This window comes from Pseudomonas sp., assembly GCF_035277045.1.
Classification (GTDB): domain Bacteria; phylum Pseudomonadota; class Gammaproteobacteria; order Pseudomonadales; family Pseudomonadaceae; genus Aquipseudomonas.
This window is the reverse complement of sequence record NZ_DATELE010000251.1, coordinates 1-12,252: the sequence shown is the minus strand read 5'-3', so window position 1 is coordinate 12,252 and position 12,252 is coordinate 1. Positions and strand designations below refer to the sequence as shown.

Sequence of the window (12,252 nt, the reverse complement as noted above, 5' to 3'; positions counted from 1 at the left end):
TGCCGCAAGAGGTCCTGGCCAAGTACCCCGGTATCATGGCCGGTATCCAGGGCCTTGAAGAACAGGGCTTCCCGGTGCTGGTGAAGGATGCGTCGCTGGGCGGTGAATTCCCGGTGATGTGCGTCACCTTGATGAACCCGCGTACCGGTGGTGTGTTCGCCTCGTTTGGCGCGCACCCAAGTTTTGAAGTGGCGCTGGAGCGCAGTCTGACCGAACTGCTGCAAGGGCGCAGCTTTGAAGGCCTGAACGATCTGCCCCAGCCTACCTTCGAAGGCTTCGCGGTGACCGAGCCGAACAACTTCGTCGAGCATTTCATTGATTCGAGCGGTGTGGTGTCGTGGCGCTTCTTCAGTGCCCAGCACGATTTCGAGTTTGTCGAATGGGACTTCTCGGGTCATGGCGAAGAGTCCAATGCCGATGAGGCTGCCACGTTGTTCGGCATTCTCCAGGCCATGGGCAAGGAAGTGTACATGGCGGTGTATGACCAGCTGGGCGCGACTGCCTGCCGCATTCTGGTGCCGGGCTATTCGGAAATCTATCCGATCGAGGACCTGATCTGGGACAACACCAACAAGGCGCTGTTCTTCCGTGCCGATATCCTCAACTTGCACCGCCTGGACGACGAGGGCCTGCAGGCGCTGGTTTCGCGTCTGGAAGAGAGCGAGCTGGATGACTACACCGACATCAAGACCTTGATCGGCATCGAATTCGACGACAATACGGCCTGGGGCCAGCTGACGATCCTGGAGTTGAAGCTGCTGATCCATCTCGCCTTGCGGCAGTTCGAAGAGGCGAGGGACCTGGTCGGCGCCTTCTTGCAGTACAACGACAACACGGTCGAGCGTGGCTTGTTCTACCAGGCGGTGAATGTCGTGCTGGAGGTGGAACTGGACGAAGACCTGGAGCTTGCGGACTATGAGGTCAACTTCCGCCGGATGTTTGGCGATGCGCGGATGGATGCCGTGCTGGGCTCGATGGACGGCAGCGTGCGGTTCCATGGCCTGACGCCGACCAGCATGAAGCTCGAAGGGCTGGACCGGCACCTGAAGCTGGTCGAAAGCTACAAGAAGCTGCACAGCGCGCGGGCGCGCGTCGCGGGGATGTAGGATCGCGGCAGGCGGCTGAATCCGTCCACCCCCGGCCCGGCTTCGCCGGGCCCTGTGGGAGCAACTGTCTTCTACCGAGGTCGTCACAGCACCTGGCCCGGCATAGCCGGGCCCTGTGGGAGCGGGCCTTGTGTCGCGACCGAGGGCGAAGCCCTCGCCGGGCCACATCACTTGCGCGTTGTGCGATGTCGGCAGGGAACAAACACACAATCTCCCACAGTACCCGGCCACGCCGAGCCGAGGGCGTTGAGCTCCCCGATGTAAGAGCGTTGCCCTCACAGCGCAACCCTCCTGTCACGCTGCACGCAACACCGTGCCATTGGTCAGGACAGCGAAGCGCAGCGCCCACTCCCGCACTCCAACGTACCGACACACTCGTTCGTTATCGTTGATCCGGAGGTTTCATGAGCAAGCATCGTGAGTCAGGCCAAGGCTTTTCCGATAATCCGCAGAAAGTCCACGACGCTGGGGGCAAGGGCGGCGGCCACCAGGATGTCAAGACCGACAGGGCCGAGAAAGCACGCGTAGGCGGGCAGCATAGCCATGGCGGTGATCGCAAGGGCGGACGTTCGTAACGGGCCAGCACACACCGGCAGCGTGACCGCTGCCGGTATGGCTTGCCGTCGCCGGCGCTGTGCAGCGGAGGTTGTCAGCAACGTTGCAATCCCTTCATACCGCTCCGGCGAGCGCCTCAGGCAAACCCTTCACACCCGGATTCAACGCGAATACCCCACCGGCCAACGGCTGGTCGCTCAGATCAACGCCCTGCGGACGAATCGAAGTCACGAACAACGTGTCCATGCCCGGGCCACCAAAGGCGCACATGGTCGGTTTTTTTACCGGCACTTCCAGCACCCGGTCCAATCGGCCTTCAGGGGTGAAGCGCAGCACCTGACCGGCATCGATCGCACAAATCCAATAGCAGCCTTCGGCATCCACCGCGGCACCATCCGGTCGCCCGGCATGCTGGTTCATGTCGACGAACACCCGGCGGTTGTGCGGTGTGCCGGTATCGGGGTCGTAGTCGAAAGCCCAGATCAGTTGCACGCCGGGGTGAGAGTCCGAGATGTACATCGTCGTGCCGCCGGGGCTGAACGCCATGCCATTGGGCACGGTCAGTCCTTCCAGCCGGGCATGCAAGGGCTGCACCGGGCCGCCCGGCCGCGGATCGTACCGATAGAGCGCGCCCACAGGATCAGCGCCCATGCTGGTCTGCAAGGTGCCAGCCCAGAAACGCCCTTGCCGGTCACAGCGCCCGTCGTTGAAACGCATCTTTTCACGGGCATGCTCGACGCTGGCGCACTTCTCGGCGCGCAGGCGTCCGCCGGCCTGGGGAGTCAGCTGGAAAATCCCGCTTTCCTGGGCACCCAGCCAATGGCCGTGCGAGCTACGGGCAATGCACGCGAGCATCTCGTCGGTTTGCCAGGAGTCGGTCTGGCCATCCAGCTGCCAGCGATGCAGGCGTCCGGCGGGTATGTCGACCCAGTACAGCGCATTTTCCTGAGGGTGCCAGACCGGGCTTTCGCCTGTGGCATTGCGTGCGTCGACAATCAGTTCGGCGGTCATGTGCAGTCCTCGGTTTCAGTCGCCAAAAGGGCCAGCGGCAGTGAACGCGCCACCTTGCAGCCGTGCGGCAGGGTCGTCTGCCGCAGCCGTGGGCTGTTGCTCCATCTGCGCGCGGAAGCGCTCGGAGCTGTCCTGCGGGTTGAAGCCCAGGTGCGCCGCATAGCGGTTGCTCCACCACAGGTCACGGTTGGCTGAAACGCCATACACCACGGTATGACCGACGTTTTCGGCAAGCAATGCGCGTTCCACGAGGTGCGCCAGGTCTGGATAGCTCAGCCACGTGGACAGCATGCGCAGGTTACGCGGCTCGGGGAACGAGGAGCCGATGCGCAAGCTCACGGTCTCGATGCCATAGCGATGGAAATAGAACGTTGCGAGGTCCTCGCCATAGGACTTGGACAGCCCGTAATAGCAGTCGGGTCGGCGCAGGGAGTGCGCATCCACGTGCTCGTCCTGCGGATAGAAGCCGGTGACGTGGTTGGAGCTGGCAAAGATCACCCGCTTGATCGCGTGTTTTCGCGCAGCCTCATAGACATGAAAGGTGCCCCGGATGTTGGCGTCGAGGATTTCCTCGAATGCGCGCTCGGTGGAGATCCCGCCCAGGTGCACGATGGCATCCACGTCGTTGGCCAGCGCCAGTACCCCGGCTTTGTCCGCCAGGTCGCAGGTGATCACCTCTTCATGGTCGCCTGCGGGTGGCGCCATCGGGCTGATATCGGATGCGCGCACGACATTGGCGTGCGCCTGCAACGCGTCGCGCAGGATCTGCCCCAGCCCACCGGCGGCGCCGGTCAGCAGCAGGCGGTTGAAAGGTTTGCTCGGAGGAGGTGCTGTCGTCATGGCGGGGGCCTCTGGTTGTCAGTGCGTGATGTGGCGTCAAAGAGAAACACCGGGCGGCCCTGATGCCTGCCCGGCGGCGGGGCATTACAGGAAGTTGTACTGGATTCCCAGGCGCCAGCGCGCCTGGCGGTCGTCGGTGGTGGACTTAACCTTGATGTCGCCCACCTCCATGAACGGCGCCCACTGCTTGTTGAGCTTGTATTTGACGATCAGGTTCTGCTCGTAGTCGCTCTTCTTGTTGTCGTAGCGAATGTAGTCGGTGTGGAAGTGGATGTACTGGTACTCGAACGCCCATGGACCTTGCGGGGTATAGCCGAGCCAGCCTTCGAGGCGAGTCGTGTTCTGGTTGTCCTTGGCGCGATCGGCCCAGCTGTGATCGATCTGGTCACGGTCGAGGTTTCTCGCATCGTGTCGCACGCGCGCGGCGGCGTACCAGGTGTCGGAGATCTTGTAGCTGTACTTCAGACCGAACTTGTAGGCGGTGGCGTCCTTGGAGCTGTCCATCTGGAACGCCGGCGTCAGCGTCGATCTGGCGCTGAGCTTGTAGTTGTAGTCCACGGTGAACTCATGGCCGTTGTTGACCATGTTGTCGTAGGCGACGTCCTCGCGGTCACCGGCGGTCTTGTACTTGATCTCGGCCGCGAATCCCAGCCCGCTGTCCATCCGGTAATTGAGCTTGATCCGGTCGGAGTGAATGCTGTCGTCTTCGGTGTAGCCGTGGCGGTAGTTGATGCTGGCCGAGTCTGCGTACACATGCAAAGACAGGCCGAGGGTACTGACAGCAATGAGCGTGCGGAGTCGTGTGTTCATGCGATCTTCTTTTGTTGTTTTTGTCGAGGTCGTTATGAGCCGGAGGTCGGTGACCGATCCGGTGGAGCGGAGAGGGTGCGTGGTGAGTTCGAGCAAAAAGTTATCGTACAACATCGTTGATGTCTACGATTTCTTGAAATGTTGTCGGATGACTTGGTTGGGTAGCTCTAGATCAGTGTTTTTGAGGGTTTATGCATGGGTGTTCAGGGCGATAAAGGTATCGCGGAGACGCATGATGAGCTAAAAAAGGTGGGTTTTAGAAAGTTTTCCAGGGGTGCTTCTCAATTGTTGTATGATGACGTAGGATCACTGCCAGAGCGTGACTCACCCGCCACAAATCCAATAAAAAGGCTCAGACGTCCATGATCATCACCGCTGTTAACGTCCAGGTATTTTCCTATCCCACCCGCCGAGCCGTGGACAGTGCCGGCCATGCCCACCCCGGCGACGTCACCCAGGCCCGGATGGCCCTGCTGCGCATTCGCACCGAATGCGGCAACGAAGGCTACGCACTCGGTGCGCCTGAACTCATCCGCCCGTATGTACTCGATGGTTTCGTGCGCAAGGTGCTGGTTGGCGCCAATGCCTTCGACCGTGAAAAAATCTGGCACGACCTGGCGCACTGGCAGCGCGGCAGCGCCAGCCAGTTGACCGACCGTGCGCTGGCGCTGGTCGAGCAGGCCCTGTGGGACTGGGCCGGGCGCAAGCTGCACGTGCCGGTGCACAAGCTGATCGGCGGCTACCGCGACAAGGTGCCCGCATACGGTTCGACCATGTGCGGCGACGAGCTTCAGGGCGGTCTATCGACCCCCGAGGAGTACGGCCGCTTCGCCGAAACCCTGGTCAAGCGCGGCTACAAGGCGATCAAGCTGCACACCTGGATGCCGCCGGTCTCGTTCGCGCCTAGCGTGAGCATGGACATCAAGGCGTGCGCCGCCGTGCGCGAGGCCGTAGGCCCGGACATCGCGCTGATGATCGACGGCTATCACTGGTACAGCCGTACCGAAGCCCTGACCATCGGCCGGGCGCTGGAGAAACTCGATTTCGCCTGGTTCGAAGAGCCGATGATGGAGGACTCCGCCGAATCCTACGCCTGGCTGTCCGGCCAGCTGGACATCCCGGTGCTGGGGCCGGAAAGCCTGGGTGGCAAGCACCTGAGCCGTGCCAGCTGGGTGAAGAACGATGTGTGCGATATCCTGCGCGCCGGCGTTGCGGGGGTCGGCGGGATCGCACCGTGCCTGAAGGTCGCGCACATGGCCGAGTCCTTCGGCATGGATTGCGAGATCCATGGCAACGGCGCGGCCAACCTGGCCGTGGTCGGCGCGATCAAGAACTGCACCTGGTACGAACGCGGACTGCTGCACCCGTTCCTGAACTACGACGAGGTGCCGGCCTACCTCAAGCGCCTGGTCGACCCGATGGACGAGGACGGCTTCGTGCACCTCTCGGACCTGCCTGGCCTGGGTGAGGAGATCGACTTCGACTACGTCGAAACCAACACGCTGCACAGCTTCTGATTCGTGCATGGCGGCGCGCGCGATAGCGTGCCGCCCGAGAGTCCAATAACTATAAAAAGGCTATCTCACATGAGCGTTCTTCCCAAACTCTGGGCGGGGGTCCTCGCCGCGTCGCTGGCGATGACCTCGGTACCTGCGGCTTTCGCCAAGACACCGGCCGACCAGCTGATCGTCGGCATGAGCATGATCAACCTGCTGTCGCTCGACCCGGCCGCTGCCACCGGGCTGGATGTCTCGGAGATCAACGCCAACCTCTACGACATGCTGCTGGTGCAGGATGTGAAGCAACCGGACCAGCTGGTACCGGCCCTGGCCGAAAGCTGGCAGGTCAGCGACGACCGCAAGACCCTGACCTTCCATCTGCGCGAGGGGGTCAAGTTCCAGTCCGGCAATCCGCTGAGCGCCGAAGACGTCGCCTGGTCGCTGCAACGTATCCTCAAGCTCAACCTGGCCCTGGCATCCACCTGGAAGGCATACGGTTTCACTGCCGGCAACGTCGCCCAGTACACGCGCGCCACCGATGAGCACACCTTCGTCATCGAGCTGCCACGCGCGACCGACCCGATGCTGGTGCTCAACACTCTGGCGACCTCGCCCAGCGCCTTCATCCTCGACCGCAAAGTCGTCCAGCAGCACCAGAAGGGCGAGGACATGGGCGCTGCCTGGCTGACCACCCACGCCGCGGGCAGCGGCCCGTTCATCCTCAATGACTGGCGCGCCAACGACGTGATCCTGATGACCCGTTTCGACGGTTACTGGGGCGGCCCGGCGAAGCTCAAGCGCATCGTCATGCGCAACATGACCGAGTCGCAGTCGTTGCGTCTGATGGTCGAGCGTGGCGACCTGGACCTGGCCAAGGGCATGTCCGCGCCGGACATCAAGGCACTGGAGCACTCCGACAAGGTGCATACCCAGACCGTGCAGCGCGGCACCCTCTACTACGTGGCCCTGAGCGTCAGGCAAAAGCCCTACGACGACCCCCGCGTGCGCCAGGCGGTCCGCTCGCTGATCGACTACCAGGGCATCAACCAGACCGTGATGCCGCACTACGGCCAGCTCAACCAGCGCCCGCTGCCGCTGGGCCTGGCGGGGCGGCTGGACGACCCGGGCTACACCCTGAACGTGGCCGAGGCGAAGAGGCTGCTGGCCGAAGCCGGTTACCCAGACGGTTTCAAGACCACCATCCGCGTGCTCACCGAGCCGCCGTTCATCAACATCGCCTCCAGCCTGCAGTCGACCCTGGCCCAGGCCGGCATCCAGGCCACCCTCGTCACCGGCACTGGCAACCAGATCTACGGCGCCATGCGCGATCGCAGCTTCGACATCCTGGTCGGCCGTGGCGGTGGCGGTGCCGAGCGGCATCCGCACTCGAGCCTGCGCACCCTGGTGTACAACCCGGACAACCGCGACGAAGCCAGGCTCAGCAACTTCCAGGGCTGGCGCACCTCGTTCTACAGCCCTGAACTGAACAGCCTGATCGAGCAGGCCGAGGTCGAGCCCGACAAGGCGCGGCAACTGGCCCAGTACCAGCAGATCCAGAAGACCCTGGACGAGCAGGTGGGGGCGATCCTGCCCGTGTCGCAGATGACCGACACGGTGGTGCTTTATCACGATGTCCAGGATTACCAGGGCCACACCGCGGCCACCACCCGTTACAAAGACGTCTACAAGTCGCGTTGAGCGGGAAGGGGGCGTACGCGCTCCTCACGCCGTGCTGATTGGTGAACGCTTTTTCAGGAGCCCGTTATGTTTCTTTCGACTGCCTCTGTGCTGGGCACCCGTGTGTCTGGTACTGCCCGCCGGGCCAGCACGGTCCTGGTGACTCTGCTGGGTCTGCTGGCGCTGACTTTCTTCATTGGCCGGGTGATGCCGCTGGACCCGGTGCTGGCCGTGGTCGGTCCGGATGCCGACAGTTCCACCTACGACCAGGTGTACCGGTCGATGGGACTGGACCAACCGATCTGGACCCAGTTCGGGATGTACCTGAGCGACCTGATGCACGGTGATTTCGGCAATGCGCTGCTCACCGGCCACCCGGTGCTCGAAGACATCAAGCGGGTGTTCCCGGCGACCATCGAGCTGGCCACCCTGGCCATTCTGTTCGGCATTCTCATCGGCCTGCCGCTGGGTGTGGTCGCGGCCAGCAACCAGGGCCGGCTGGGCGACCATGTGGCGCGGGTGATCACCCTGTTCGGTTACTCCACGCCGATCTTCTGGGTCGGCATGATGGGCCTGCTGGTGTTCTATGCCTGGCTCGGCTGGGCAGGCGGGGCAGGGCGGATCGACCTGGCCTACGACGGCATGGTGCCGGACGTCACCGGCCTGCTGCTGATCGACACCGCCCTGGCCCGCGATTGGGAAGCCTTCACCAGCGCGCTGCGCCACATCGTGCTGCCCGCGCTGATCCTCGGCCTCAACTCGGTCGCCTACATCAGCCGCATGACCCGCAGCTTCATGCTCGAGCAGCTGTCGCAGGAGTACATCATCACCGCCCGGGTGAAAGGCCTGTCACGGCGCCAGGTGGTCTGGGGCCATGCGTTTCGTAACATTCTCGTGCAGTTGCTCACGGTGGTCGCCCTGGCCTATGGCTCGCTGCTCGAAGGCGCGGTGCTGATCGAGACGGTGTTTGCCTGGCCCGGTTTCGGCCAGTACCTCACCAGCAGCCTGATGCTCGGCGACATGAACGCGGTGATGGGCTGCGTGCTGGTGATCGGCCTGATCTTCGTCGCGCTCAACCTGATCAGCGATGCCCTGTACAAGGTGTTCGACCCACGGACCCGTTAAGGCCTCGCGCCCGCGCGAGCACAGCGAACAACTATAAAAAGAAGGTGCCTACATGAAGACAGTATTCCCAACCCTGCGCGCAAGCCTGCTGGGCGCGATCCTGGCGCTCGGCCCGCTCGCCGCGGTGCAGGCCAAGACCCCCGCCGACCAGCTGATTGTCGGCATGAGCATGGTCAACCTGTTCTCCATCGATCCGGCCAACGCCCCGGGCCTGGATGCGTCCGGGATCAACGCCAACCTCTACGACACCCTGGTCAAGCGTGACAACGGCAACCCGGACAAGCACCTGCCGCAACTGGCTGAGCGCTGGGAGGTGAGCGAAGACGGCAAACAGATCACCTTCCACCTGCGCACCGACGTCACCTTCCACTCCGGCAATGCCCTCACCGCCGACGACGTGGCCTGGTCGCTGTACCGGGTGATGAAACTCAACTTCGGCCTGGCCACCACCTGGAAAGCCTACGGCTACAGCGTCGAGAACATCCAGCAGCTGATCCGCGCCAGCGACGCGCACACTCTGGTGATCGACCTGCCGCAGCCGACCGATCCGTTGCTGGTGATCGACTCGCTGGCGATCTCGCCCAGCGCCGTCATCGTCGACCGTCAGCAAGCCCTGAAGCACGAGAAGAACGGCGACCTCGGCGCGGCCTGGCTGGTGACCAACGAGGCTGGCAGCGGTCCCTTCACCCTCAGCAAATGGACCGCCAACGATGCGCTGGTGATGACCCGTTTCGACGGCTACTGGGGCGGCCCGGCAAAAATGAAGCGGGTACTGGTGCGCCACATGACCGAGTCGCAATCGCTGCGTCTGATGCTCGAGCGCGGTGACCTGGACCTGGCCTACGGCATGGCCGCGCCCGATATCAAGGCCATCGAGGGCGCTGGCAAGCTGCAGGTGCAATCGCTGCAGCGCGGCACCATGTACTACGTGGCGATGAGCATGAAGCAGCCCGAATTCGCCAACCAGAAGGTGCGCGAAGCGGTGCGCTACCTGATTGACTACAAGGGCCTGGACGAGCAGGTCATGCCCCACTACGGCACGCTCAACCAGCAACCGATGCAACTGGGCCTGGAGGCACGCCTGCCCGATCCTGGCTACACGATGGACGTGGCCAAGGCCAAGGCGCTGCTCGCCGAAGCGGGCTACCCGCAGGGCTTCAGCACCACCCTTCGCACGCTGTCCGAACCGCCCTTCATCGACATTGCCGCACGCATGCAGGCAACCCTGGCCGAAGGCGGGATCAAGGCCAGCATCGTCACCGGCACCGGCAACCAGGTCTACGGCGCCATGCGCGCGCGCAACTTCGAGATGATCGTGGCTCGTGGCGCCGAGCGCTATCCGCATCCGTACTTCAGCCTGCGCACCTTCGTCTACAACCCCGACAACAGCGACACTGCCGGCTTGCCCAATTTCCAGGGCTGGCGTGCGTCGTTCTTCAATCGCCAGCTCAATGACCTGATCGACCGGGTCGGGGTGGAGCGCGACGCAGGCAAGCGCCTGAGCCTGTACCACGAAGCGCAGAAGCTGTACGACGAGCAGGTCGGCCCGATCATGATGATTTCGCAGATGACCGACACCGCCGTGAGCGCGCTGGACGTCAAGGGGTTTACCGGCGATGACGCCGAGGCGACTCGCTACCTGGCCGTCTACAAGCAACGTTGAACACCGCCCTGGGCGTCCATGGGCGCCCGGGTGGCCGTGATTTCACATCGAGAGCATGCCGATGATTGCCAACCTGTCTTCCACTGAATCAACCGCCAAGGCCGACGGCACGCCCGCCTCCAGCCTCGACGCCTTGTACAAGAGCAGCCTGCGGGTGCTTCGCCACCTGCTGCGCAACCCGATGACCCTGGTGGGCCTGCTGGTGGCCTTGCTACTGATGGTGGTGGCCGCCTTCGCACCCTGGATCGCCACCCACGACCCGGTCGTGCAAAACCTCGCCAATGCCTTGCAGTCGCCCGGTGCAGCGCACTGGTTCGGCACCGACGAATACGGTCGCGACATCTTCAGCCGGCTGGTCTACGGCGCGCGCATCACGCTCTACATCATCGCCCTGGTCACGGTCATCGTCGGCCCCATCGGGCTGTTCATCGGCACCGTCTCGGGGTATTTCGGCGGCATCGTCGACACGGTGTTCATGCGCATCACCGACATCTTCATCTCGTTCCCCAGCCTGGTGCTGGCGCTGGCGTTCATCGCCGCCCTCGGCCCCGGCCTGGAGCACGCCGTGGTCGCCATCGCGCTTACCTCGTGGCCACCGATCGCCCGCCTGGCGCGGGCCGAGACGCTGTCGCTGCGCAAGGCCGACTTCGTGGTCGCCGTCGAGCTGCAGGGCGCGTCGTCGACGCGGATCATCCTGCGCCACATCGTGCCGATGTGCATGTCGTCGGTGATCATCCGCCTGACCATGAACATGGCCGGCATCATCCTGACCGCCGCGGCCCTGGGCTTCCTCGGCCTGGGTGCGCAGGCGCCGCTGCCGGAGTGGGGCGCGATGATCTCCACGGGCCGGCGCTACATGCTCGAGTGCTGGTGGCTGGTCGCGGTACCTGGTGCGGCGATCATGCTGGTCAGCCTGGCGTTCAACCTGCTGGGCGATGGCCTGCGGGACATTCTCGATCCGCGTAGCGAGTAACTGGAGGCTGTATGTCGACGCTCAAACTCACTGTCGATTCGCTCAATGTGCGCTTCGTCAACGGCAAGAAAGAAATGCACGCGGTGCGCGATGTGTCGTTCACCCTGGGCCGCGAAAAACTTGCCATCGTCGGCGAGTCCGGCTCAGGCAAGTCCACCGTCGGGCGCAGCCTGCTCAAGCTGCACCCGGGGAGCACGCAGATCACCGCCAAGGCCCTGCGCTTCGGCGATGTCGACCTGCTCGGTGCCAGCGAAAAGGCCATGCAGAAGATCCGCGGCCAGCGCATCTCGATGATCATGCAAGACCCCAAGTACTCGCTCAACCCGGTGGTCAAGGTCGGCGACCAGATCGCCGAGGCCTACCTCGCGCACCACAAGGCCAGCCGCGCCGAGGCGCGCGAGCGGGTGTTGCTGATGCTCGAGAAGGTGCACATCCGCGATCCCGGTCGGGTCTACAACCTGTACCCGCATGAGGTCAGCGGCGGCATGGGGCAGCGCATCATGATCGCCATGATGGTGATCACCAATCCTGAGGTGATCATCGCCGACGAGCCGACCTCGGCGCTCGATGTGTCGGTGCGCCAGCAGGTGCTCAACGTGCTCGAGGAACTGGTGGTCGAGCAGCAGATGGGGCTGATCTTCGTCAGCCACGACCTCAACCTGGTGCGCAATTACTGCGACCGGGTGCTGGTGATGTACGCCGGGCGCGTGGTCGAGTCGCTGGCCGCCTGTGACCTGCAGTACGCCGAACACCCGTACACCCGTGGCCTGCTGGCAGCCTTGCCGAGCATGGACAACCGCCGCCCGCGCCTGCCGGTGTTGCAACGCGACCCGCTCTGGCTCACCTGCTGAGGTAAACGACCATGTCCATGATCCAAGCACAATCGCTGAACCTGAGCTTCGGCGTTGGCGCCGCGCTCAACCAGGTGTTGCACGACGTCGACCTGAGTGTCGAGGATGGCGAATCGTTCGGCCTGGTGGGCGAGTCGGGCTC

General features: G+C 63.5%; 11 protein-coding genes and 1 pseudogene. 9 read left to right on the top strand and 3 right to left on the bottom strand.

Features of this window, described 5'->3' with window-relative positions:
* Together VJS90_RS14145 and VJS90_RS14140 are read left to right on the top strand one after the other, a co-directional pair.
* Positions 1-1,106, top strand: a 1,106-nt coding sequence (locus VJS90_RS14145; protein WP_324122269.1) for a YcaO-like family protein, incomplete at its 5' end; no start/stop codon positions are given.
* A 404-nt stretch (positions 1,107-1,510) separates the two neighbouring features.
* Positions 1,511-1,681: a general stress protein gene (locus tag VJS90_RS14140; RefSeq protein WP_324122268.1), complete on the top strand. Its 171-nt coding sequence runs from the start codon at positions 1,511-1,513 to the stop codon at positions 1,679-1,681.
* Positions 1,682-1,775: 94 nt separating this feature from the next.
* Here VJS90_RS14140 and VJS90_RS14135 read toward each other — a convergent pair whose 3' ends face one another.
* The 3 genes from VJS90_RS14135 to VJS90_RS14125 all read right to left on the bottom strand — a co-directional run bounded on the left by VJS90_RS14135 (position 1,776) and on the right by VJS90_RS14125 (position 4,322).
* Complete coding sequence (locus VJS90_RS14135) at positions 1,776-2,672, bottom strand: SMP-30/gluconolactonase/LRE family protein (protein ID WP_324122267.1); 897 nt, start codon at positions 2,670-2,672, stop codon at positions 1,776-1,778.
* Between the two features lie 15 nt (positions 2,673-2,687).
* Positions 2,688-3,512, bottom strand: coding sequence for an NAD(P)-dependent oxidoreductase (locus VJS90_RS14130; protein ID WP_324122266.1), 825 nt, complete (start codon positions 3,510-3,512; stop codon positions 2,688-2,690).
* Positions 3,513-3,596: 84 nt separating this feature from the next.
* Positions 3,597-4,322, bottom strand: coding sequence for an oligogalacturonate-specific porin KdgM family protein (locus tag VJS90_RS14125; protein WP_324122265.1), 726 nt, complete (start codon positions 4,320-4,322; stop codon positions 3,597-3,599).
* Between the two features lie 362 nt (positions 4,323-4,684).
* Between VJS90_RS14125 and VJS90_RS14120 the strand changes: the two genes are divergently transcribed.
* From VJS90_RS14120 to VJS90_RS14090, 7 genes and pseudogenes are all read left to right on the top strand, one after another.
* Complete coding sequence (locus VJS90_RS14120) at positions 4,685-5,839, top strand: mandelate racemase family protein (RefSeq protein WP_324122264.1); 1,155 nt, start codon at positions 4,685-4,687, stop codon at positions 5,837-5,839.
* 69 nt (positions 5,840-5,908) lie between these two features.
* A complete protein-coding gene (locus tag VJS90_RS14115) occupies positions 5,909-7,519 on the top strand; it encodes an ABC transporter substrate-binding protein (RefSeq protein ID WP_324122263.1) in 1,611 nt (536 codons plus the stop codon).
* 66 nt (positions 7,520-7,585) lie between these two features.
* Positions 7,586-8,623, top strand: coding sequence for an ABC transporter permease (locus VJS90_RS14110; RefSeq protein WP_324122262.1), 1,038 nt, complete (start codon positions 7,586-7,588; stop codon positions 8,621-8,623).
* A gap of 52 nt (positions 8,624-8,675) precedes the next feature.
* Positions 8,676-10,286: an ABC transporter substrate-binding protein gene (locus VJS90_RS14105; RefSeq protein WP_324122261.1), complete on the top strand. Its 1,611-nt coding sequence runs from the start codon at positions 8,676-8,678 to the stop codon at positions 10,284-10,286.
* Between the two features lie 61 nt (positions 10,287-10,347).
* Entirely contained in the window at positions 10,348-11,259 is a 912-nt protein-coding gene (locus VJS90_RS14100; protein WP_324122260.1) for an ABC transporter permease, read from the top strand.
* 11 nt (positions 11,260-11,270) lie between these two features.
* Positions 11,271-12,110: an ABC transporter ATP-binding protein gene (locus VJS90_RS14095; protein WP_324122259.1), complete on the top strand. Its 840-nt coding sequence runs from the start codon at positions 11,271-11,273 to the stop codon at positions 12,108-12,110.
* Positions 12,111-12,121: 11 nt separating this feature from the next.
* Positions 12,122-12,252: pseudogene (locus tag VJS90_RS14090) on the top strand (ABC transporter ATP-binding protein); the annotation flags it as partial.